The organism is Nocardia sp. CA-107356, assembly GCF_050946365.1.
In the GTDB taxonomy this organism is placed as follows: Bacteria; Actinomycetota; Actinomycetes; order Mycobacteriales; family Mycobacteriaceae; genus Nocardia.
In genome coordinates, this window is sequence record NZ_CP191992.1 from 4,624,882 (window position 1) to 4,647,152 (window position 22,271).

Below are 22,271 nucleotides of genomic sequence, written 5' to 3' on the forward strand. Positions count from 1 at the left end.
GGCGGGCGAAGGCCCCGCGACTCAGTCGCCGCTTCCGCCGACAGTCCACGCGCGCTTTGCGGCACCGGGCCGGTTCGTGCGCGGGTGGTCAGCGAGGATCGTGGCGGTGATGATGTCGTTGCCGACCTCATTCCCGATCGAGGTCAGGTCGTGGTCGGGAAGTGGAGCGGTGAGGGGCGGGAGAAGTTGAGCGTGAACAGTCATGGGCAGTCCTGATCATGTGGCTGGGCGTAAGCGGGTCGGTTGGCTGGCACCGGAGCCCGCGGCGGACCACGAGCTGTGGGAGCTGATCCGGACTGGTGCGTGTCGGTCACAGCAACCTCGAACGTTGTTGGGTTGCCGGGCAGGATCAGGGCGTGTCCGTTGGCTGTGTTGACGAAGCTCTGTCGCCGCCCACGGATCGGGTCGCGGACAGCGGTGACGGTGCCCTTTTCACCGGTTTCGAGAGGTGCGGGGCCGCTGGGCAAGTCACTGGTCATCCACGCCTGGTGGGCGAGGTTCGGTATCCGAATCACGCGGCACCTTTCTGAGTGCGAGGGATCACCGCTGCGGGATCCGAATTCGGTGTTGCGAGGTTGCGGCTATCGGCGTCGGGTCGATCCGCGACCGTGGCCGATGTGCCGTCGCGGCGGGCCGGTCAGTTGAGCAGCGGGACGGTGTTGGGGACCACGGCGTGCCATTGGCGGCGGTCGCCGATGGGTCGTCGGGCGTGATCGGCTGGCCGGCCGGTCGGTGCGTGGTAGAAGCAGCCGCGGGCGTATTGACGGCCGTCGGGCAGCGTCGCGATCATGGACGCGGTGTGGTTGGTGCCCAACAGCATTGCGCCGGTCGATCGCCGGGTGATCGTCGCGTGCGCGTGACGCAGCTGGCTGCTGGTCAGCCCCGGCATGGGGATGGCGAACATGTCACCTTGGCGGGACGGGTGGCGGCCCATCGCTTCGGCCAGCCGCACAGCCTCGGGTTTGAGTGCCTCGAGCGCATCCTCGATCGTGTCCGCGTCGCACGGCGGCAGCTGGCACAGAAAATAGGAGCGGGTGTCCTGGTCGTCCCATGAGGACAGAAACAGCGCTGGCGAACGCCGACCAGACTCGAAGTTGTGGTAGTCCGCAGCGAACAACGCTTCGCGATACTCCGTGGGGAACAATCCCACGGCCGGTCCGGGTCGACGGGTGTGCCAGACATACTGGTCGCCCAAACGCCGCACCTGTTGACCGGCGGCGTTCCAGACCAGATCGGTATCGGCCACGTCCCGGGCCGGGCCGCCACGCCAACGCGTTTGGTGCGCAGCGGTGATGACCGCACCAGGCGGTGGCTGGTCGCCGCAGCGGCGGCGCCATGTGTGATTGCGCCAGTCCAGCACCCGAATGGATTCCTCGACGATCCTCGCTGCGGTCAACGCGCTGAACGGTGCGCGAATGGCCGGGACGTCGCTGGCGTAGTGATCGAGACTGCGCTGAGTGTGGAACTTGTGTTTGCCGGTGGTCCGGCTCGAGGTGTCGTCATTGATCAACACCACCCGCGCCATGCCATCGAGATCGCGGAAAACCCGAGCCAGCGGGAAATGCGACCCGTAGGAATACAAACTGTCTCCACCGATCCATACACTGCGGGTACGGACCCGGTGAGCGCGGTCGTCTGGTCGGCGGACGTGGCGGGCGAAGGTGTCGGTGACATCGCGATTACTGGTCATGCGGGGCTCCTCACGCCGGATGAGATTCGCGTGCTCGCGCGAATCGGTTTATCGGGCAGGACAATTGGTGTCGCAGCGCTGCGCTGAGACCGCTTGACGAGAAGGACGAACTGCCCGTGGCGCGCCGCTCGACGGTGAGTTCGACCGGTCAGTTAGGCCAGCCGAGCGACAGCGAAGCCAGGTTGCCTGCACAGCAGCATCGGACGGAGGCGGACGAAGAGGAAGCGCAAGACCGAAAAGCATTGTGCCGCTATCGATATGCCTGCTTCTCCTACGACTCACAGGAGGATCGTCGTCAGGGGTTCTGTGGTCCCCCCTGGGACGGAACCAGCCAGGCTCGATGTGGCGGTCTCAGTCGGTCGTGGCTATGTCGTCGAGGACAACCAATTTCGCTTCGGCGATGGCCTACCATCGGCGGTAGTGGTTGGCCTCGTCGCTGAGCGAGATATCCGCTGCGCCCTCAGGTTTGTGGAGTCCGGCTTGTTCCTCTATGCGGGTGGCGAGCTCGTCGTAGCGCGCGATGGCGGCGGTGAGGTCGCGGCGTGCTCGCCGGATTCGCTCTGGTGGCGCGCCGAGTCGTTCCAGAAGATCCCGGAAGTTCTCGGCGGCCGTGTGAGCGTCGTGTTCGTACATGCGGCATCGCTTCTGCTCGTCCCCTAAAGGAATGTCTTCTCGTCCTCGACTTTCGAGCTGATGACTCGGGCGAGACCAGCGTTGAAGTACTGCGGGTTATCGGGGTCATACGATCGGTAGGCTGACCGCAGGTTCTGGTGGGCATCCTTGGCGAGTGCTTTCCCGAAGATCTGCGGATCGACTCCGTCCGGAACATCGACATTCAGATCGAATGTCAACTCCAAGGTGAATGTCTGGCGGGTCACGGCTTCCCTTCATCGACGCCTGTCTGCGTCGAGGTGATCGGTGGGATTCGGTGTGTCTTGTCGGTGATCAATACGTTGGGCTGCTCGAATGTCGCAGCGAATCCGACAGCCACGCTCAGGATGCGGCCTCAGCTGTTGCTGATCTGCATGATCGGCGCCCAGCTTTTCAATCGGGACAGTTTCTTTCGTGGATGAACAGAACGGGATGTGCGGCGCGGTCTGGGAGTACCAGAAACGAGTCAGCAGCCGTTGTCGGTAGCCTTCACGCGGCGGCCGAACGCGCCCTTCATCTCTCGCAGGATCGCCAGGATCTTCTCCTCGCTGGCGATCATCTCGTCGAGAATCTCGTCGGGATCGCGGTATTCGGGTTGATGGAACTTTGTGAAGTACCGGTTGACGGTGTGGATTTGGTAGCCCAGCCTGGTTTTGGTCGGCTCGGCCCACGCTCCGGGTATATGCGGGCGGACGTGGTGGTCGAGGTATTGCTCGATGAGCCGCTGGTAGTGCTCGGTGTCGATGATCACGGCCGGGTCCGGGGTGTACTGAAGGTTCGCCTCCAGTGGCACCTGCTCGGTGTCGGACCAGTCGGTGTCGGTGACCGGGCGGCCCAGGTTGTCGAGCATTGGTGCGGCGTCGGGATCCCAGACACGTAGTGCCGTGAGGACAGCGTGGTGGACGGGGGAACCTTTGACACCGGTGCCAGCGAGGAGTTCGGCAACCCGGATGCGTGCCTTCGACTGATCGGTCATGACTTGGTCGGGGGCTCTGTCGAGTTTGGCGAGCACAGCGGCGAGCATCTCGTCGGGAAGCGCGCGCAGCTGCGGATGGTCGGCGACTGCGGCGCGGGTAGCGGGGGTGATCTCCCAGCGAGCACGCATGGGGCGACGGATTTTGACGTGGAGATGGCCGAAGGCGTGATTGGGCATGATCTTGACGGTGGCGCTGTCGGTGAAGTCGCGGTAGTCGGCCACGATCGCCTCGATCTGCTCGGTGGTCAGTTCATGCTTTTTGGAGCCGAGGCGACGTCGGGCCTTGGTGACGCGGTCGCGGGCGTCGATGTAGGCGATCCGGCCCCGGCGGGCGTCGGGTTTGCGGTTGCTCAGGATCCAGATGTAGGGCGCGATCGCGGTGTTGTAGAACATGGCCTCTGGTAGGGCGATGATCGCGTCTAGCCAGTCGTTGTCGATGATCCAACGCCGGATCTCGGACTCACCCGATCCGGCGGCACCGTTGAACAGTGCCGATCCCGAGGTCAGGATTGCGATGCGGGAGCCGCCGTCGGCGGCGGGGCGCATCTTGGCGATCATGTGTTGCAGAAACAGCAGGGTGCCGTCGGTGGTGCGCGGCAGGCCCGCGCCGAATCGTCCGTCGAACCCGTCGCGGGTGTGTTCGGCGCGGATCGGCTCGGCGATGCGCCGCCAATCCACACCGAAGGGCGGGTTGGCGATCAGCAGGTCGAATCGTTGATCCGTGAACGCGTCCGCGGTCAACGAGTTGCCTAATGCGAGCTGCCCGGACCGCCCCGACATCAGTTGCTCGGCGGCGGCGATCGAGTAGGTTTGCGCGTTGAGTTCCTGCCCGCACAGGATCAGGTCGGCATCCGGGTAGTGCTGCCGCAGGCGGTGGTGGGTCTCGGCGAGCATTCCGCCGGTCCCGGCAGCGGGATCCAGGACACGAATCCGATTCGGGAGCGCGGGCGGGTCGGCCAGCAACAGGTCGACCATGAGCGTGACGACTTCGATGGGGGTGAAATGTTCCCCGGCGGTGTCGTGGGAGATCTCGCAGAAGCGCCGCAGCAGTTCCTCGTAGAGCAAACCCATCTCGATGTTGGAGAACCGGTCAGGATGCAGATCCAACCGTGGGTCGGTGAACGCGCTGAGCACGGCACGAACCAGACCCGCCTGATCCAGGCGGGTGATGTGGGTGTCGAAGTCGAAGTGTCCCAGCAGCTCTCGTGCCGACACACAAAACCCCGCCAGATAGGTGCGCATCGCGGCGGCCGGGTCGGCAGCGGCGAGCACCTCGGTGAGCGAGGTCAGCGGGCAGATGTTGTAGAGGCCTCGGGTTTCGGCCGCAGCGGCGAGCAGGTCCGGGCGGTCGCCGTGGATGGCGTAGGTGTCGAGGACCGCGCGCTTGGTCGGTTCCAGCAGGAAATCCAAGCGGCGGACCATCATTAGCGGCAGCACCACCATCAGGTACTCCGATTGCTTGTAGTCCCCGCGTAGCACGTCTGACAGTCCCCACAGGAACGCCGAGTGATTGAGCACCGCCACTGACGGCTTCGCCGAGTCGGCAGGCGCGACGCCGGGCCGCGGTCCCTCGGCGATGGTGCATCCAAACCCGGTGAGCAGCGCGCGAACATCGTCAACGCTCGCGCGGCCGAGACGGCTCGCGGGCGTATCCGACAGGGTCCAAGTCCGCCCGTCCGCGGACAGCGTCCACTCTGGACGGGCGCCAAGCGCTGCGTGCGCAGGGGTATCGGGGTTGAGCCCAGCGACGACTATGCGGTCGCCGTCTGCTGCAACGATCACTTCGGACACGAGATACTCCTTCGATCGGGAAATTGGGAATGGTGTTTGCCCGTGGGAAGCACCCGTGCGGCCGGTGAGACGGAATCGATGAGGCGGTTGGGCACACTGCGAACACCGCACCTTTTCGGGCGCGATGGAATGGAACCCACGAATCGGACAATCAAGAACGCCACCGCAGAGCGCTGTGGGTACCGCCGACATCGTCGAAACGGGAGAGCCCGAGCGTCACAGCCGTCGGGTCGAACTGAACGATGGAGAGGTTTGGCCGGGGCGCAGATGCAGGTGCGGGAAGCCGGACGGTTCGGTCAATTTGACTGGCTATCGCTGGCGCGCAGACCGGATCCTGAGCGCCGCGATACGCCCATCAAGTGTGGAGGCGAGCCGGTGAGTCACTTCCTCCGGAAGGATCGATCGCTGAAGCAGGAGCTGAACTCAAGTAACGCGGATCATCCGGGTTGTTTCGTCGCCACAACAGCATGAGTCGATCACCTTTGGCGAGATGCCGCGTCACTGTTGCAATGTGGTCGGTTTTCGCATAGTGCCGCATGTGGAAGGCGGAAACTTCAGCGCATGTGATGCCGGGCCGTTCGTAGTCGAGGACCGATACGTCACATGGAATATCGCGACGCTGTTCGAAACCGGTCGATGAGTGACATTCGTCTACAATGGCTCTGACTTCTGTACGCCCATCGTGCGTCGAGAATACGAGATGGTCCGCACTCCGTAGAGCGCGAATCTCATCCGCCGTCAATGCATGTTCTGCCGTTGTGTTATTTCCCATGATGGCTCCTTGCGTCTGCTGGAATGCCGTCGAATCGCGGGCATCCGTCCGCACGGTTCTGCCCAACCACACGGCACCAGAGACGTTGCATCGCAGGGTTTCGATCGCGATATTCAATTGGGTCCTGCGGTGGTGGCGTTGTCGGTGTCAGCGCCCGTGACATACGCATGCATTTTCTTCAGCAACTCTTGGCCTTTCGGTTCATCGAAGTCTATGAACGTGAGCCACTCGCCCGGAACGGCTCTGCGGAACTGCTGAAGACGCAAGTCGACGGTGTACCCCTCGAATTCGCGCAGCATCGCCACACCGGATTCCTGTATCGGCTTGAACGCGAACTCGCAGCGGTGGCAAATCTCGATGTGCTCCATTGTTTTCCTTTCGTCAAGGTCGCCGACGATGTGGCCGCGCTTCGCCTGTTTGCATTCGGACCAGCCGAGTCTTGTTGGCGACGACCTGTTGTTGCGAAGGCCATGCGAGGCGAATATGTCAATCGCCTGTTCGTTCGGCGTATGGCATGGTCCGTGGGGTCGTCGCAGGCGATCGTGATCGTTGAAGTGGTTGTCCCCGAGAAAAACCCGCACGGTCAGTTTTAGGGGCGGATTTCGAGGTCGAGGTGTTCGTGGCTGCCGTCGGTGTCTATGGCCTCGTGGAAGTGCAGGCGTCGCCCGCGGGTGTCGGCAATCTGTACGCCGGTTTCGTTGACCAGTAACCGCAGCCCATTGCTCAATATGATCTCGGTGTCGTGCTCGGCGCCCCCGGCAGGGGTGATCGACTCGACCGCGATCGCCGGGCAGCCAGCGTTGATCCACCCACCGATGAGGTCGTCGAGTTCTTGCCGGAAGGTGTCGCGGCCTCGGCCGAGTGCTTTCTCGCGCAGGGTGATCAACTGTTCTGCGCTCGCCCTGGATCGCACACCGAGCGGTAGCTGCGGCGACGCGCTGTTCGAATCGGGGAACCCGGCGAGGTCTACGAAGGCGATGTCGCGGCGCATCTGCGCGGCGATCTCGGCGAAGGTGGGTACCGGGTTGCCGGGCGAGGGCGGCTGCGGGGTTGCAACTTCACTGCGTGGGTTGGCCTCTGGCTGGGAGAAGCGCAGCACCTGGGACAGGACGGTGTTGAGGTGGGCGGTGATGGCGTCCAACAGGTGGAAAAGCCGTTGCTGGCCGTCTTGCTGCTCGGTGAAGTCGGTGAGGTCTTCGAGTGCGGCGAGCCCGGTGTCGGCGATCTCGAATCGGGCATCAATCATCATCGACAGTGTCAGTTCACCGTTGTAGGTGAGGAGTCCGTCTTCGTCGCAGCTGAAAGCAGCCGAAACCACCAGGTCGGTGTTGTCGATGTCCAGCCGCCACAAGGCATCTCCACCGGGAGCGGTATGCACCAGGTCGCGAACCAGACGGAGTCCGTTGTCATCCTCGGTTGGCTGCCATTGAGCGAGGCGTTCGGCGATGTCGGCTGTCGCGCCGTCGCGCTTCAGGTCAGCGGTGACGCGATCGCGGTAGTAGAGGAGTGTGGGCATCAGCAATATCCTTGAGCTGCGGGAGTGAACGTGAAATCGGTCGGCCCCAGCTCGACGGCCGGGGCCATGAAAGGCATTGCGCGACACCGCGGATCGGCGTTGGTTGAATTCGCTTCGGCGACGAAGCAAAGCAACCGGTGTGACGAGCCCCCTGCGCCTGCTTGGTCGGCGTGTGTGCGCCCCTCGGGGAGTGGCGTGGTCATCGAAAGGTGGGGCGATGGCGCCGCCGCGCGCCATATTGTGGTCGGGCCGGGTATGTGGATGCGGTCCGCGTCTGGGATGTATTCAAGTTGATGCCAGGGCCGCGGGCCCGGGGGTGGATAACTGCTTCACGAGGTGGTGCAGGTGGTCGGCGGCAGTCATGCCGAGTTCACGCAGGGAGTCGGATGTGTTTGTGACCCAATGTGTTTCGAATCCGGGTTTTTGTTTGTCGGCTACGAGGGCGGGGGCGGCGACGTAGAAGCACTCCACTTGCGGATATTTTTTCGACTGCGGTGGTCGTCTGGCCAGCCATAGCCGGGTGTGGTGGTGGCGGTCAGTGATGGTCGGGATGTCGAGCGCTGTGGAGAGGCGGTCGCGTATCTGCTGGGTGTATTCGGGGGTGCCTCGGAGTGCGACCTCGACAGATCGGTCGCCAGTGGCGGGGGCGAAGTAGACTCGCCGCAGCCGATACAGGGCCCATGGGCTCTGAAGGATCTCGCGTTCGGCCAGGTCGAGGATCGTGTGCGCGCCCGAAGCGCGTAGTCGTTCGGTCAAGGTTTCGTCCGGACCGAAGAGTCCAGATTTTTCGTTCAGCGCGACGGTGCAAAATTTGTCGACCAGATGCGGGTAGGATTCTTCGGGGGCGTCGAGGAATCGTGAAAGCTGTTCGGGCCATTCGCGTTTCGATACGTACGGGCATTGTCGGCACAGCGATTTCGGCCACCACACACCGAAGAGATCGTAGAGATATTGACGGCATTGTTGGCGAGTCCAGCGTGCGGCGTGGATCGGGTAGATCATCTGCCGGTGCCCGCCCATTTTCAGCACGGGTTCTCGGGCTATCCGGTTTTCTTCCTCTGCGCTGTAGCCGATCGCGTGGAGATACGGGTGGGTTCCGAGTTCGCGGTCGCGCCACGTATCCATGGTCCAGCCCTTGAATTTCAACGTGCATGTCCTTTTTCCGCTGCGTTGCGGAAGGACACCGTTTTTGCGGTGCTCGTCGCTGAGGGCGCGGAAACCGTGTTCCTTGGCGTCGAAATGCATGTGATAGGGCTGGCGGGTGTCTTGTAGGACGATGATTCCGTCCTCGTTGAACGAGCTGGCGCGAGCAACCTCCACCAGGCGAATGTTGTGGGCGCGCAGCAGAGGAAGGATGTGGCGTTCGACCAGTGCCGCGAGCGAGGAGAATTCATCGCCGGTCTGTGCCGTCACGAGAATGAGGTTCGAAAGATCCGGTAGCAGGCACGGGTGCCGAAATCCCGGGTCCAGTATTGTCCGTACGATCGCGGCGGTCGATTCAGCGCCCATTCTTCTCCCGCCAATTCAGGGTTGTTGTGCCCGGCACAGCCAGATCGGGATCATCGACATGGTCGATACGCCATTCCGGACAGGTCTGAGGGATGCCTATCGGACGAATCCGCTTTCGTACTGTGATATCTGGCTGAACGGCACAGTGCCAGGTGTCCACCGAACACCTGAGCCGTCGGAAAGCTGTGTCGCGAGCTTGTAACTCGACTGTCGAAATTGCCTGTCACGGAATACTATTCGCAGAGATGGCTCTCCGAGAGCAGGTCTTCTCGTCGTTGGCTCCTGGGCCGAGTCGCGGCCGTGGCGCGGGCGAGTACTAGATGATCTCCGGGTAGCTGTATTCGCTCAGGGTGGTGTCGTAGATCGCCCGCAGTTCTTGGACCGCGCCGGTGGACGCGCAACCGCTTATAACTGGGGCCATTGGTCGTTCACCGAGGGACGGGAATTGGGGGGTGTCTCGGCGGTCAGCAGATCTTCCGCGACGCCTCCAGATCTCACGCGCGAAGTCTATGACGACGAAGAAATCGATGTCGCTGTCGTCTCTGACAACGGCGATGGTGACGGTGACGGCGGTGACAACGAGGCCAGCGGTGACAGCGACGACAGCGACAAAGGTGACGATGGTAGCGCCGATGCCAGCGCCCTCGGAGCGAGCGGCGTAGATGGCGTCGTCGATAGCGACCGCACCGACGGCGATGGCGACGATGCCGGCGAGGACGGCGGCGGTGGCCCCGATAGCGGTGACGGCGACGACGGCGGCGCGAATCAGGATGCCAGCGCGGATGCCCCGGCGGTGTTGGATTGTGGTGGCAGCCCTGTGGAACGAGGGTGCGTGAAGCAGCATGGTGAGTGCAAACCCGGTGGTGGGCATTTGCTGGGCGCGCATGTCGTCTAGTGCGCTCTGCCACTCGTCGCGGTATCGGTCGCGTTGACTGCGGGGCAGGATCCCCGCCGTGAGAGTAATGAGCAGATCGGACAGGAGTTCGGCCCTGCGGGACACGAATGCCATGGTTCAGTACCCCCAGGCGAGGTCGGGCGACGGGTTCCCGGTCGCGGTGGGGTGGGAGGAGCCGAGCTTCTGCTGGGTTTCGAGCAGGGCGGCGCGGGCGTGGTCGGTGCCACCGGGGGTGAGCTGGTAGAGCCTGCGGCGGCGGCGGCCTTCGGCGGACTCGTCTATGTTCTCCCAGTCACTGGTGATCCAGTCGGCGGCCTCGAGGCGCGCGAGGATCGGGTAGACGCTGCCGGTTGGCAGGCCGCACCGTTGGGCCACGCGTAGTCCGTAGTTCTCGGCCGCGGGTTGCACGAGGAGGACCCGTAGCACCGCGAGGGTCTGGAGGGTCATTCGCACCTTGTCTGCCATGATAGATAGTCTACACTGGCTATCATGCAACTCTATATAGCTCTGAACAGGCATTTTTTGGGGAGTGCCGCCGTGGGAGACACGGCAGTCGGCTCGGTCCACGCGGGGTCGGGTGTGTTCTGGCTGGCGTGCGTGCTGCTGCTGGCGGTGGCCGCCATCTGCGGCCTGCTCGCAGGGTTCCTGTCCTGGCGTGGCGGGGCAAACGTCTACAACGCCGCCCTGTTCGGGTTCGGCGCGTTCGGCGGGACCACCGGTCTGGGTCTGGCATTCATCACACTGGTGACGCAATAGACCCAGCTGCTACACGGCCCCCTGACCGCACGTCGACAACGGCACGCGGGTGATGCCCGGTGGAACGAACGAGCGTGGTCTATCGATCGCGCAGGCGACGGTGCAGGAGGTGGCCGAGATGATCGGGTCGAAAGGTCCACACTGCAGCGTCGGATCTGTTCACCGCTGTCGGCCGCGCGGCCAGATCTCAGCCCTATGAACGCCCGACCGCATCAGGGTCGGGCGATTGCAGGACGGTGACGTTCACTGGGCCGGCTTTGCGCAGGCGCGTGTTCTCGGTGGTGAGTTCGTGGATAAGTTGAGCGTAGACGGCGACCTGCTGTTCCAGTTCGGCTTTGTCGGCGCGCAGCTGCTCGTTGCGAGCGGTCAGGTCCACGACGCGGGCATGCAGGTGCTGGTAGGCGGCGGGCACGCCGTTGGCCCGAGTTCGGCGCGTCTGGAATTCCTCTCGTAGGTCGGTGTACTTGTGGGTCAGTACCCAGCGTTTGACTCCGGCTTCGGCTGCCAGTTGCAGCACGGTTAGCGCGCCGGTGGAGTTCGTCGGCTGGCCGGCCAGCAGCCGTTCCATCGCGGCGCGGATGGCTTCTCGCTCGCCGCTGTCGGTCGTGCTCATCAGCTGCTCCGGTGGTCGGCGATGATCTTCTCGATCCGGGTCAGCTCCCGCCGTTCGCGCATGGACCGGATCGGCGGCGCGAGTGGATCGGCCACGACGAGGCGCAGTTGGTCGGCTTGGCGGAGCAGTTCGGCGATGTCGCGGTCGGTGCGGGCGATGTTGGCGCAGGTGGGGCGACAGTTGGTGATGTCGGGGGTGCGGCGGGTGCCTTGGTCGTCGCCAGCGAGCCGACAGGCCGCTCGCGCGGGATCGAGAACGCACGTCATGGCGTTGCCTTGATAGATCTGGAGATCGGGGTTGGCCAGCAATGCCGCCGCGTCGCGCGAGGTGCGCAGCACTCGCCCGGCGAAGCGGGTCGCAGACTCGACACGTTGGCGGTAGACCTCGGCGGCGGGGCCGGAGACATGCTCGCCGTCGCGCAGACGTTGGTGGGCGTCGCCAAGGGCGTCGAGGCGGGTGAGCCATTCCTCGAAGACTAGGTCGTCAGGGAAGCCGGAGTCGTAGTCTCCGGCGTATCCGAGGGTCATGCCGGTGCGGATGTGGCCGTACTGGATGGCGGCGGCGACCAAGCCGCGGGGTCGGCGGACGATGAACCATGCCAGTGTGCGGCGCAGCCGCCCCAGGCTGATACTCGCCTTGACCGGATCTGCTGGGATGGCGTCTGTTCTGTTCTGTGTGGCGCAGTACTGGTTGACCCAGTCGATGAAGCCGTCGATGTCCTGGGTCATCAGTTGGTCGTTGCGTGCGGCGTGGACGGTTCGGGCTTTGAGTTGGTCCGGCGAGGAACGGCCGTTGACCTCCATCGTGTTCGGGAACAGCAGCGGTGCCTCGTGCAGTCGGCCTACCACCTGCACTGCCGTCGCGACAGGTTCCACGACGACCCATGGATCGACACGTTCGACACCGTCGGTTGCCGGGGTGCCGTCGGTGTTGCGGACACCCTTGAAGTGTTTGCCGCGCAACAGGATCATTCCGGTCGCGGGGTCGCGGGTTATGCACCCGCGTTCGAGGTTCAAGGTTTCGCCGGGCCGTTGACCGGACAGGTAGGCGGTGATCACGAAGCACGCGGTCGTCAAGTGACGTGCGAGCACCGGCGCCTGCGCGTAGCTGATCGACCGGTTCTGCCACCGACGACCGTCGAGCCTCGCGGTGATGGGCGCGAACAGGTAGGTGTCATCGTCGATCGGCATCGCACCGTGCTCGGCGAAGACCGCTTCGAGCGACCTGCTGTGGATGGCGATACCGGCCTGGGCGCTGAGGAAGTAGGCGTTGGGCACCAATCGGCCATCGGCGCTGCGTTTCCCGGGCAGGGAGTGCCCTTGTCTGCGGTACTCGTCGAGATGGGCGAGTAACAGCTGTCTGGTCTGGCCGGGCGGCCTGCGACGGCTGTAGATCTCGTTCTTGGGAAGGCGATCGCGCTGCATGCGGTAGGCCGCGCTGGAGATTTCGAGGTATTCGGTGAACGCCGCGACGATGTCGTCGGCGAAGACCTCGACGAACCGTAGCGACCACGCCAACAGGGCTGTCATCGTGTCGGGGTGTATTCGCGGCGTTCGGTTCTCACCGACCTCACGACCTGTGCCGAGTACGTCACGGAGGCGGTCGCCGTTCCACGGCGGGGCCTCTGGTAGCCGGTCAGCAGGAAGCAGACGTCCACGCACCGACCAGGCTCTCACGACCGCCGCGAGCAGATCCTCGCGCTGGCCGTGGGAGAAATCCGCCGCTCGGACGTCTACTGCGTAGGCGTCCAAATCGGCGGCGGTCACCGCGGCCAGGCGGGCGATGCCACGGGCGTGCAGCCACTGAGCGAAACTGCGCAGAAACCGCGCGACGGCCGAAGCGCTGGACATCGTCAGTCGTGCTGTGGTGAACCGGTAGTTCACGTCCTTGCCGGGCTCGTCGTTGAGCAGCAGCCACAGGATGTGTTTGACCGGAACCCGGAACTCGTCGGGTACTCGGGTGAAGTCGACGGAGATCGCTTTGCTGTGGCGATGCAGAACTCCGGGGCTCAGGTTCCATCGGTCATCGCCGAACCGAGACAAGCATTTCGGGTCGGTACCGCTTCTCAGCGCAACGTTGCACAATACGACCGTGTCGGGGCCTGGCAGATCATCGCTGACAGGATGCAGGGCTGCGGTCACGGCATGTCCAATCCACGGCTCAGAAAGCGGTCGACGAGCAACCTCTGGAAGCGAGAGACGTTCGCGCGCGCGTCCGCGACGGCCGCTACGGGATGCTGATCGAGCAGGTCGACCAGCCGGGTCACGGGTTCGGCGAAACGCTGAGCCCACGTCAACGGTGTCATCTCCGGTCGGCGAGTGAGCAGTGCGTCGTGTACGAGGACCTGAACCGGCAGATGCGCCGGTGTCGCCCGCGCGCACGGACACGACAAACACAGCAGAAATGATGCCTGGCAGGGTTTTCCGGCAACCGAGTGGGGACTGTTGAGGTTGTCGGCGCATCCCGCCAGCACCGTGTCGAGCTTGCCGTTGATCAACTCGGTCAAGGTCTCGGTCGAAATCCCGAACCTGGCTGCGACTGCGCCCGGATCGGTGCGCGCCTCCGCGATGTCGTCTCGGGACAACACCGGAATCGTCGACGCGCGCGCCTTGCCGACCTGTTCGGTCAGCACGTCGGCGACGACCTGCTGGTATTCGGTGAGGTTGCCGCGATTGCGCGCCAGGTACTCGTTCACCAGCGTCGTCTCGGTGTGTGCGACCGGGCGCTGATACAACTCCAGGAACGTCAGGCGCAGCCGCCGAGATCTCACCCGTAGCACCTCCGGGACACCGCCGCCGGGCTCGGAGACATCCGAGGGCAGCTTCGCCGCCTCGCCCCAGCGCAGCAGGATCGACTTCGGAATCTGTATCCGGAACCCGGCGACATCGCGACCCCTGCCGTTGCCCATGGGCGTGAATGCGACGAAGAGACTGTCGCTGCCGACTCTGGCGCGGGCGCGGGCACCCAATTCCAGCAGCAGGGTGTAGAGCCCGAACGGCGTGGTGAGATCGTCACGCCCCGTGGTGCGGCCTCCGTCGGGGGCGATGTCCTGCAAGGGAACGGTCATGCTCGCGCGCCGAGATCCACGACGTGGCTTGACCCAGTCGACGAGGATCGTCGGTGCTCCGCCGGCCTCCGCATCGGCGCGATGGTGATGGACGGTCGCGGCGGCGACCGTGCCGAGGTTGTGTCCGGTCAATCCGATCATCAACGCGACCGCGGCGCCTACCTCCATGTAGGTCGGATACAGATGAGCCAGCACGGCCACAGCGCCGCCGTGGCGATTGACGACTTCCGCCTGATGTTGCTTGTTGGCCCGGGCCGGCACCACTCCCGAACGGGGCACGTCGCCTTCGCGGTCGAGATGATCCAACAACCACCCCAGCTCCCAGCGTCGCGGGTCGGATTCCTGGTTGACTTGGTCGGCGCGCCACTGATCCAAGAGGCTGTTCGCGGCGCGGATCCGGGTTGCGGCTGCCCGCAGTTGGGTGCGAGCGTGTCCCAGAATGCGTTTGAACTCTGCTTCGGTGTAGCTGGACTCGCGCTCGTCGCCCTTGGCGACGCGCGCCGTCGCAAGGCGTGCGGCGAACTCCGCGGGAACCTCTGGAGCGAACCGGAACACCGAACGCAGCGTCGCGAGATCCCGATGCAACGTGGTCCCGACTCCGCCGGTCAGGATATAGCCGCTCATGTGGGCAGCCTGAAGCTGTTGCGGCGACCGAGGCGGATTGTCGAGTCCGTCGAGATATCGGGCGAACCGCAAAAACGTCGAGACGATGTCGCTGGCCGACATCGCAGTGCGGCGCGGACCCGACGGCCCGGTGGCCCCGGCCGTCGCCGTAGCGAACCAGTCTCGCAACTCCTTGGATACCGGCAAATCGATGAAGTTCAGCTCGACCGGATCGCCGCCACGCTCAGGAAAGAACAGAACCCGGCACTCGTTCGGCCCGAGAAACAGCCGCTGAGGAAGCCGATACCCGGCCCCCGGTTGCACCGCGGCCCGCCCCCGGCTCACGCGCCACCCCTGGACGGGCGACTGATCACCTGCGGGTGGCTGGTGAACATTTCCGCCATCAACGCCGACATGGCCGCACCTTGCGCATGCTCGATGAGCACCGACACGTCCAGATCACGGAACGGCTCCAAATACACGCTCGTGGTCACCGCGACATCAGCGTGTCCCATGAGCGTTTTCACCAGGTACCAGGTGTCGCCGAACTGCGCCCGGAAATCCCGCAACTCCTCACGATCCAAATGGGCGAACCGCTGCTCGTAGATCAACCGGCCGACCGAGAACCAACGCAAAGCGAAGGAGTGCCGCAACATGTGCGGTGTCGCCGATACCGCCCCCAACCCGATCCGAGCGAGCCGATGATTGGCCTCGGTAAACGTATGCTCCCACGCAGTCGCCAGACGGGGCAGCCCATCTTCGTTGAGCCACAACGCCACCGGCTCCAACCCCGCGGCAGTCTCCCGGAAAATCCGCGCCCGCATCACGGCATCAAGCGCATCCAACGACACCTCCGCCACCGTCCCGTTGACCGCGCGCAGCCGCACACGACGATTGCGACCCCGCCACACCAACAACAGCGGGTCGGCCATCTGGTCGTAGAGCCCCTTTACCCGGGCCCTGCGAACGGCGGCGGCGCGGCCGGACTCGACGTAGGACAGCACATCCACCAACACCGAACGAGGCATCCAATAACGACGCCCCCGTCCACCTTTGCCGCATTCGGACGCAAGACGGCAGGTGTAATAGCCACGCGAATGGTCCTCGGTAGGGAGTTCGACTGTCAGAACGGTCGCCCACTCCGACACCCGCAAACCCGTACCGTACAAGCCGTCGGCAAAAGTGCAGTCGCGCTGCGTATTTCGACTACGCCAACCACGCATCTCGCGGCCATCGCGACCCAAACCTCGCAACCCGACATCTCGCCAGCACTTATAGCCGCCAGGATCGAGCCACTTGACGTCGCGATCTCGCACCACGTGCGGCGTCGCCGCGAAAGGTTCCACCCGCATCGGCCCGTACCGCCGCGGTACCGAGTCTCGACGATCGACAGGGTTGCGCACGCCGTAGCGCGCTTGCGCCCACTCGTAGAAGGCGTTGATCGCCTGGATGTTATCGCCCACCGACGAACCAGCTACCCGCATAGGGTTGGCCTCGTCGGTCATGCGCCAGAACTTGAACGCATCCACATCCTCGGACAGCACATCGCGCCAACACCGGCCGACGGCATCCAAATACCCGAGCCATACGCACAACCCGCGCGCGTACTTCTCTCGCGTACCAGAGCGGCGATTCCGCATCCGCCGCGATGCGAAAAATGCGTTCACCTCGACAATCACCCGACCATCGGTATTGATCAAGAACTCCTGCCCCGCGACGGTGCCGTTCCTCGCCGACAACGCAGCCAGGTCCAACCCGTTCGGCAGGTCAAGCGAGCTAAGGACGCCGAGTCGATCAACAGCGGGGCTGCACCGATGCAGCCGCCACACGCTAGGGACTGTGGAATAGGAGTCGTCACATCGCACGAAACGAGATGCTTACACAGCAATCTCGCCCAGACGAGCCGTCGGAGATCATCCACTCAGCAACAACCGGAAACCGGCCAAAGACCTAGCCCATAGGACCAGACCAGCGGCATCGGTCCGTCAAAGTCATCGAGGCGAATATTGGGTTGGGCCAGTGCCGCAAGATCGAACAGTACGCCGGATTCAGTCATATTCGCGTCCCGGATGGGTGTGTGGGCAGAGAAAGGGGTGACCCGACACAGCAGGCGATCATCGGGTGGATCAGACCCCGACTGCGACAGGCCAGCATTCGCTGACGACTCCGGTCCGGGAGCGTGGCCGGGACTATCGTTAGCGCACAACGGCATTGCTGGTGCGGGGGAGTGCTGTGGGTGGCCGCCCGCGGATGGGTGTCTTGCGGCGGGCGGTTCCGTGAGCGGTTATTCCGCTATTGCTACGACCATCTGTCCGGTGATCTGCTGAGCGAACAGGTCCGGGTCGACGTGGCCGTCGGTGCGGTGGCGTGCGCCGTGGTCACCGAGTTCGATGTTGACGCCATGACGGTCGATGACGCTGTCGTCGTCGACGATGGACATCAGTGACCTGCCGATAAGGATTGATTCGCGGGTTGGTGGTCGTTGCGTACCGGGCGGGAAGTAGCGGAACAGTACGGTTTCGGAGATCGTGGCTGGCCCGGTGTCGGCGTCGATGGCGCGGCGGACGTGCATGACCACGACGTAATCGGTGTCGCGCCAGGGGCGTGAGAGCCGGTAAGCCCAGACCGGTCTCGGGTATGTATCGGTTGCGGGAAACTGGAAGCGCAATGCACAGCCGTTGGGTGGGGGCGGTGGAAGTGGTGTCTGGGCGGCAGGTTCACGCAGTAGTTCGGCGATGTCGATCGTGATGATTCCGGCGCGGTCGAGGCGTGTCTCGAGGGGTTCGAGGGGGCCGTGGAAGCGCGAGCCGGGGCAGATGATGGCGCTGGTGTCCGCAGCGTAGTCGTAGGCGTCGAGGTTGCGGTGGCAGTCTTCGCATCCGCAGTAGTTCAGCCGCATCATCAGCAGCGTCTTTCGGATCGGGAGCATGTGCCAGTCATCGTGGCAGTTCGGGCACGTCTCAGGGGCGGTGGTGACAGGGCCCGCTTTGACTTGCTGCTCGATCAGGGCGTCGATCTCATCGACGAGGACGCGGTCGGGGGTTGGATTATGTTTGGACATTAGTGGATTCCGGGTTCTTCTCGTTCGTCCTCGAGCATGTCAGCTACTTCGTCGGGGTCGGCGTGAATACCAGCGAGTTGCGAAGGCACCCAGCCCAGTCGCGGTAGGCAGGGGCGGCGACCATCGCGCTGGTTGACGGCGGCTTTGCGATGGTGATCGGACTGGACGTTCTGGGGGACTGCAGCGGGCTCATGGCCTGCGCCCGGCGGCGCAGATGGGCAGATCGGCGATGTCGAGGCGCGGGAGTCACTCGGGCACCGATGGGAGTAAGGGGTCGAGGTCTACCACCGCTTCCTCAAAGCTCATCGCAGTCCCGACAGACCGGCACCGCGCTGACGGGACAGACGGTGGCGTTGGTGTCGAGGAAGTCACAGGTCCGCCGATGACGTGGACAGCGAGGAATTCCGCCGCTGGAAGGATGAATTACACGGTGGCGGAAACGCACTTTCGGGCTCGAGTCTGCCCGAATATCAAGGTCAGGATTCGATGACGATGTCAATGTTGTCGCGGCCGATGGCCACCTCGACATCGCCTCCGGCGTGTTTGATGTCGACGTCGTTGTGGCAGGCGCGGCAGCTGACGCCGCTGGTTGAATGGGCCGAGCCCTTCCCGTAGGCGTGGCAGCAGGCAGTCAGCGCCACCAGGCCGACCGAGCGGTCGTCGATCACTACGCAGCCTTGGGCATCGAGGCCGACGATCTGATCGAGGCGATCAGCGAAATGAGCCGGTAGGTGCAGGGTCGTTTTCACCTGGTGGGGTCCTTTTCGGTAAAGGCGGAGCGCCGTCGCGATCCGCCGCAGCAGATGTAGTGGAGTGCGGGCGCGAGGTCGAGGAAGCGCTGCGACCGCGTCGGAGTATGCGGTGGCCAAGCAAGGGTGCACGGCGTCGGTCGTGGCATGGCCGGTGTCGATTTCGTAGATGCCCACCGACCACGGTCCAGGCCTCTCCTCGGTTTCACTGCCGACCAGGCAGGCATCACCGTTGGTGGCATAGAGCTCGTGCTTGTCGTTCAGAGATGCCGCTAGCCCGGTGCAGCTGCCGCCCAAGCCGGTCCTGGCGATGTATGGCATATGCCCCCGGGCGCGCAGGAAGGCGATTTCGCGGGCATAGATCTGGATGAGTTCATGCTCGTAGTCCGCGCGGGTGGGCACCCCGCGGGCGCGGTCACGGAGGTATTCGGCCAGCGCGCACAAGGCAGTGCGTGTGTCATCAGCCAGGATGCTGGCCGCATCGAGCAGCCGCCGTGTGTCAGTGAACAAGCGTGCGGTATGTGCGACATCGATGCCTGTGCCCCAGTTCGCCAGTGGTGTGCCCTGCTGGGCGTATGCCGCTGCGAGGGTGCGGGATTCGCTGTCGGTGAGGTGATGGTCATGGTTGCGGCATGCGGTGATAACGCGGGCGAGCTCGACATCGAAGAATGCCGGCTGTGTGTCGAAAGAATCGGTCATCGGGGGAGCCTCGAGAGTTCAGTGATCGCAGGTTCGGACCGGCGTGCACCGCTACCACAGAAGAGGCGAACCGGGCGGACTGGTGGGTTAGTTCGGCATGGATGCCAGGACATGTGGGCGGTAGCCGGCGAGGATCATCTGCTGGAGCAGATATGCAGCTTGCGCCGTGGTCGCGGGCTGTTGCTGCTTGACCCATCGCGGTGACACGAGGCGGGCATGTCCGTCGGCGCTGAGGGCACGGTAGCGACGCCACGGGGTGTGGCCGTGCTCGCGCAGGATCGCGACCGCCTCGTCGTGCTGGTGGTCCCACACGAAATAGACGGGTTGGCTCGGCGGGGCGGGTTGGTTGGGTGCGGTATATGAATACGGAAGCCCGGCTCGTGCGCTGTCCTCGGAGGCTGCGTCCCAGCCGCGTCGGTATTGCGCGGTGATCTCGGCGACGCGGTCGGGTTCGGACATGTTTGCGGAGATGGCCGCAGCGACAGTGGGATTGGCCAGCGGTGATGGGTGTTCCAATCCGGCGTTGAATCCGTCGCGGCCGAGTTGGACCCAGTCGTGGTCCTCGGTCTGGGGTTGCGGTGCGGTGAGACCAGCTAAAACAGCGGCGACCTGGACGGCGTGGGCGGCGGGGACGTCGATGACGAACCGGTAGATTTCGCGGCGGACATCGATATGAATCGTGTCGATTCCTGCCGATCGCGGTCGCACCGAGATGTTTTGGTCACCAGGGGTGTAGGCGGTTGCGAGCACCGATGCCACGGCTTCGGCGTGGCTGGTTGTGCCTGCGACCGGCCGGTGGCGGGAAGAGGGTGAGTGGGCGGCGTTCATGCGGCGCTCCTGACCGAGGTCGGTTCGGGGCGATCCCACGAGGACCTGCGGTTCATAGCAGTGGGGACAGTCGCAAGAAGTGGCATGGTTGGTCGGTCGACGACCGGAGTCGGGCGGGACGCGTGTGGGTCGCGCAGGCAGCCGACGTCGATGGACAACCATGCATTTCGACGGATGCCGGGAACGTGGATGACCGTGCCGCCGTTCGGCTCAGCACGGTGCTTGGCCTGCGTCGGGGTCCTGTTGCGGCGGTGGTGGACAGTCCTGGTCGGAAGGGCCTTCCTCGATCGAGGAGTGCGGCCCCGGACCAGGCGGTTGTCCATCACCTTCACGGCCGGTGCGGGGGAGTCGTGTTCGGCCGGAAGAGCGGCGAGAGGTAGTCCAGCCGTAGCGGCCCGTGGGAGCAGGGCTTGGTCTGGTGTTGTGAGGATGGCCGTGTGCAGGGCGCACAGGCGTCGGTTTGCTGCTGGTCATGGCAGCGCTAACTCCTCGGCAGAAGGGAGACAAGGCAGCACATGCGAGTACCGGCGCACAGAGCGCACCTTCGACGCAGCGGCATGTCGAGCGTGTTCAACAACGTTGAACACGTCTGCAAGCACTCCGGTTTCGGTGCTTACGCACCTCGCGCGCGGTCGATGTCGGAGAATTGTGAGGTTGGTTTATCCAGCTCGCAGCGGCCTCCGTCGTGTCCGGTGCGGTGGGAGTCGAGCCAGTCGGCGGCTGATGCGGGCATGTGCGCTTCGAGTGCGATGTCGGCGAACAGTTGCGCGGTCTGGCAATCCATGTCGGCGGCTACCGTCCAGTTCGCTTGGCTGTTGGCGAGGAATGAGGTGATCCCGTCCCAGCTCTGCTCACTCAGTTCGGCCATCGTGTGCGGTCGCTTTCGGTTGGGATCCGGGGTGGATCGTGGTGGATGTGTAGGTTTCGAGTTGGGTGGCCGATCCGATGTGGGTTCGGATGACCGCGAGGGCGTCGGCTTTGCCGATGGCCACCGAGTCGACTGGTTCGTTGTGGCAGATGGGTTCGCGTCGGCCGAAGACGGTGAGCCGGATGACGCCGTCGATGCCGACGTCGATGACCGCGGAGAAGTCGAACGGGCCTTCGTAGTGGTGGACCTCGGCAGCGTCGATGCGCGGGTCGGGCCCGAGTCGACGCCACACGAGAGCACGCCCGTTGTGGGCGCCGATCTCGAGGGCGATCATGCCTTCCACCGCCAGCTTGGACTCGTCGAGGACCGGGGAGAGCAGGTCATCGGTGAGCGGACCGGGTCCGCCGCCGGGACTGTGGATGGTGCCGCGGTGGTGGCCGTTGCTGTCGGTGGTGAGGACACCGTGGTAGTCCTCGGGGCCGGTGTAGACCCATCGGGTGGCGGCGGCGTATTCGGATGTGACTGTCTGCCATCGGGTTTCGTCGGGGCGAGGCGATGGATGGTGGTGTTCGCTTCGGGGTTCGAGTACTCGGCGATGACATCGACAAGCAGTGGCCGGGCGGGTTTGTCGTGCGGTGGCGGGGACAGTGTCCTGCGCTGGCGAGGGCGGCGGGAGCGCTGCGGTGGTCGTGGGATCGAGCATGGTAGGGACCTTGGAATAGGTGGTGGGTGGGTGGAGTTGAACGATCACCGGCCCGATGGGGGATTGTGACTATTGAAGGTGGGCGCGAGACCGGCTTGCAGCGAGCTCGTGACCAGGTCCTGGACTGGAGCGATTGTCACGACCGAAATTACCTGCCTGATATGAGGTTTCGGCGTTGTGTTAGCGCTGGGCGTGCTCAGCAAGTGAAGCGGTCGGTTCCGGGCTCGAAGTAGGGCAGTACCTCGGGATCGGCGGCGCTGAAACGCCGCCGCAGCTCGGCAAGCCCTTCATCGAAATGGTGACCATGTACCGCCCCGATGAAGCCCAGGATCTAATCCGGGGCGGATTCGGGGTATGTGGCGATTGTGAGGCGGTGGAGCGGAATCAGACTCATGCCGCTGCCGGCGTAGGTGAAGGTGGTGCTCAGTGCGGCGTGAACGCTCTCGCCCAGCGTGCCGGACCGAGAACGTGGCGTACTGCTGGCCGAGTTGGGTGGGTGCTCCTGCTTTCCATCGCGCGCTGAT

Annotated in this window: 21 protein-coding genes; 1 reads left to right on the forward strand and 20 read right to left on the reverse strand. The window is 64.3% G+C overall.

What is annotated here, in order from left to right; translation table 11 throughout:
• Nucleotides 1-21: 21 nt before the first annotated feature.
• The 11 genes from ACQP1G_RS20665 to ACQP1G_RS20715 all read right to left on the reverse strand — a co-directional run bounded on the left by ACQP1G_RS20665 (nt 22) and on the right by ACQP1G_RS20715 (nt 10,265).
• Entirely contained in the window at nt 22-204 is a 183-nt protein-coding gene (locus tag ACQP1G_RS20665) for a hypothetical protein (RefSeq protein ID WP_433206769.1), read from the reverse strand.
• Between the two features lie 433 nt (nt 205-637).
• Nucleotides 638-1,690, reverse strand: a complete 1,053-nt coding sequence (locus tag ACQP1G_RS20670) for a hypothetical protein (RefSeq protein ID WP_433206772.1) — start codon at nt 1,688-1,690, stop codon at nt 638-640.
• A 405-nt stretch (nt 1,691-2,095) separates the two neighbouring features.
• Nucleotides 2,096-2,323, reverse strand: a complete 228-nt coding sequence (locus tag ACQP1G_RS20675) for a hypothetical protein (protein ID WP_433206775.1) — start codon at nt 2,321-2,323, stop codon at nt 2,096-2,098.
• A gap of 23 nt (nt 2,324-2,346) precedes the next feature.
• Nucleotides 2,347-2,568 (reverse strand): hypothetical protein, encoded by a 222-nt coding sequence (locus tag ACQP1G_RS20680; RefSeq protein ID WP_433206778.1) that lies wholly within the window; start codon nt 2,566-2,568, stop codon nt 2,347-2,349.
• 239 nt (nt 2,569-2,807) lie between these two features.
• A complete protein-coding gene (locus ACQP1G_RS20685; protein ID WP_433206781.1) occupies nt 2,808-5,108 on the reverse strand; it encodes an N-6 DNA methylase in 2,301 nt (766 codons plus the stop codon).
• Between the two features lie 355 nt (nt 5,109-5,463).
• Nucleotides 5,464-5,997, reverse strand: coding sequence for a hypothetical protein (locus ACQP1G_RS20690; protein ID WP_433206784.1), 534 nt, complete (start codon nt 5,995-5,997; stop codon nt 5,464-5,466).
• Complete coding sequence (locus ACQP1G_RS20695) at nt 5,994-6,248, reverse strand: hypothetical protein (RefSeq protein ID WP_433206787.1); 255 nt, start codon at nt 6,246-6,248, stop codon at nt 5,994-5,996. Before ACQP1G_RS20695 ends, ACQP1G_RS20690 begins: the two co-directional genes overlap by 4 nt.
• A gap of 221 nt (nt 6,249-6,469) precedes the next feature.
• Nucleotides 6,470-7,396 carry a hypothetical protein gene (locus tag ACQP1G_RS20700; protein ID WP_433206790.1) on the reverse strand — a complete coding sequence of 309 codons (927 nt, stop codon included), beginning with the start codon at nt 7,394-7,396 and terminating at the stop codon, nt 6,470-6,472.
• A 285-nt stretch (nt 7,397-7,681) separates the two neighbouring features.
• Entirely contained in the window at nt 7,682-8,809 is a 1,128-nt protein-coding gene (locus ACQP1G_RS20705) for a hypothetical protein (protein WP_433206793.1), read from the reverse strand.
• Between the two features lie 412 nt (nt 8,810-9,221).
• Entirely contained in the window at nt 9,222-9,914 is a 693-nt protein-coding gene (locus tag ACQP1G_RS20710; protein ID WP_433206796.1) for a hypothetical protein, read from the reverse strand.
• Nucleotides 9,915-9,917: 3 nt separating this feature from the next.
• Nucleotides 9,918-10,265, reverse strand: coding sequence for a PadR family transcriptional regulator (locus tag ACQP1G_RS20715; protein ID WP_433206799.1), 348 nt, complete (start codon nt 10,263-10,265; stop codon nt 9,918-9,920).
• A gap of 72 nt (nt 10,266-10,337) precedes the next feature.
• Here ACQP1G_RS20715 and ACQP1G_RS20720 point away from each other — a divergent pair, with 72 nt between their 5' ends.
• Nucleotides 10,338-10,556 carry a hypothetical protein gene (locus ACQP1G_RS20720; protein WP_433206802.1) on the forward strand — a complete coding sequence of 73 codons (219 nt, stop codon included), beginning with the start codon at nt 10,338-10,340 and terminating at the stop codon, nt 10,554-10,556.
• A gap of 193 nt (nt 10,557-10,749) precedes the next feature.
• On the opposite strand, the gene ACQP1G_RS20725 is transcribed toward ACQP1G_RS20720, so the two are convergent.
• The 9 genes from ACQP1G_RS20725 to ACQP1G_RS20765 form a co-directional block, all read right to left on the reverse strand.
• On the reverse strand, nt 10,750-11,169 hold the full coding sequence (locus tag ACQP1G_RS20725; protein WP_433206805.1) for a hypothetical protein: 420 nt from the start codon (nt 11,167-11,169) through the stop codon (nt 10,750-10,752).
• Nucleotides 11,169-13,310, reverse strand: coding sequence for a hypothetical protein (locus ACQP1G_RS20730; protein ID WP_433206808.1), 2,142 nt, complete (start codon nt 13,308-13,310; stop codon nt 11,169-11,171). The genes ACQP1G_RS20725 and ACQP1G_RS20730 overlap by 1 nt, the downstream gene beginning before the upstream one ends.
• Entirely contained in the window at nt 13,307-15,184 is a 1,878-nt protein-coding gene (locus ACQP1G_RS20735) for a hypothetical protein (protein WP_433206811.1), read from the reverse strand. Before ACQP1G_RS20735 ends, ACQP1G_RS20730 begins: the two co-directional genes overlap by 4 nt.
• Nucleotides 15,181-16,578 (reverse strand): hypothetical protein, encoded by a 1,398-nt coding sequence (locus tag ACQP1G_RS20740; RefSeq protein ID WP_433206813.1) that lies wholly within the window; start codon nt 16,576-16,578, stop codon nt 15,181-15,183. The genes ACQP1G_RS20735 and ACQP1G_RS20740 overlap by 4 nt, the downstream gene beginning before the upstream one ends.
• Nucleotides 16,579-17,123: 545 nt before the next feature.
• Nucleotides 17,124-17,900: a hypothetical protein gene (locus ACQP1G_RS20745; RefSeq protein ID WP_433206816.1), complete on the reverse strand. Its 777-nt coding sequence runs from the start codon at nt 17,898-17,900 to the stop codon at nt 17,124-17,126.
• Nucleotides 17,901-18,376: 476 nt separating this feature from the next.
• Nucleotides 18,377-19,348 carry a hypothetical protein gene (locus ACQP1G_RS20750; protein ID WP_433206819.1) on the reverse strand — a complete coding sequence of 324 codons (972 nt, stop codon included), beginning with the start codon at nt 19,346-19,348 and terminating at the stop codon, nt 18,377-18,379.
• Between the two features lie 87 nt (nt 19,349-19,435).
• On the reverse strand, nt 19,436-20,176 hold the full coding sequence (locus ACQP1G_RS20755; RefSeq protein ID WP_433206822.1) for a hypothetical protein: 741 nt from the start codon (nt 20,174-20,176) through the stop codon (nt 19,436-19,438).
• Between the two features lie 613 nt (nt 20,177-20,789).
• Nucleotides 20,790-21,044, reverse strand: coding sequence for a hypothetical protein (locus tag ACQP1G_RS20760; protein ID WP_433206825.1), 255 nt, complete (start codon nt 21,042-21,044; stop codon nt 20,790-20,792).
• Nucleotides 21,028-21,747: a hypothetical protein gene (locus ACQP1G_RS20765; protein ID WP_433206828.1), complete on the reverse strand. Its 720-nt coding sequence runs from the start codon at nt 21,745-21,747 to the stop codon at nt 21,028-21,030. The genes ACQP1G_RS20760 and ACQP1G_RS20765 overlap by 17 nt, the downstream gene beginning before the upstream one ends.
• Nucleotides 21,748-22,271: the final 524 nt, after the last annotated feature.

Bases quoted from the DNA above. Each gene is read 5' to 3' on its own strand.
- ACQP1G_RS20710 (WP_433206796.1), bottom strand. From the start codon at position 9,914: ATGGCATTCGTGTCCCGCAGGGCCGAACTCCTGTCCGATCTGCTCATT.
- ACQP1G_RS20675 (WP_433206775.1), bottom strand. From the start codon at position 2,323: ATGTACGAACACGACGCTCACACGGCCGCCGAGAACTTCCGGGATCTT.
- ACQP1G_RS20725 (WP_433206805.1), bottom strand. From the start codon at position 11,169: ATGAGCACGACCGACAGCGGCGAGCGAGAAGCCATCCGCGCCGCGATG.
- ACQP1G_RS20765 (WP_433206828.1), bottom strand. From the start codon at position 21,747: ATGCTCGATCCCACGACCACCGCAGCGCTCCCGCCGCCCTCGCCAGCG.
- ACQP1G_RS20760 (WP_433206825.1), bottom strand. From the start codon at position 21,044: ATGGCCGAACTGAGTGAGCAGAGCTGGGACGGGATCACCTCATTCCTC.
- ACQP1G_RS20700 (WP_433206790.1), bottom strand. From the start codon at position 7,396: ATGCCCACACTCCTCTACTACCGCGATCGCGTCACCGCTGACCTGAAG.
- ACQP1G_RS20670 (WP_433206772.1), bottom strand. From the start codon at position 1,690: ATGACCAGTAATCGCGATGTCACCGACACCTTCGCCCGCCACGTCCGC.
- ACQP1G_RS20745 (WP_433206816.1), bottom strand. From the start codon at position 17,900: ATGTCCAAACATAATCCAACCCCCGACCGCGTCCTCGTCGATGAGATC.
- ACQP1G_RS20750 (WP_433206819.1), bottom strand. From the start codon at position 19,348: ATGACCGATTCTTTCGACACACAGCCGGCATTCTTCGATGTCGAGCTC.
- ACQP1G_RS20715 (WP_433206799.1), bottom strand. From the start codon at position 10,265: ATGGCAGACAAGGTGCGAATGACCCTCCAGACCCTCGCGGTGCTACGG.
- ACQP1G_RS20695 (WP_433206787.1), bottom strand. From the start codon at position 6,248: ATGGAGCACATCGAGATTTGCCACCGCTGCGAGTTCGCGTTCAAGCCG.
- ACQP1G_RS20755 (WP_433206822.1), bottom strand. From the start codon at position 20,176: ATGAACGCCGCCCACTCACCCTCTTCCCGCCACCGGCCGGTCGCAGGC.
- ACQP1G_RS20665 (WP_433206769.1), bottom strand. From the start codon at position 204: ATGACTGTTCACGCTCAACTTCTCCCGCCCCTCACCGCTCCACTTCCC.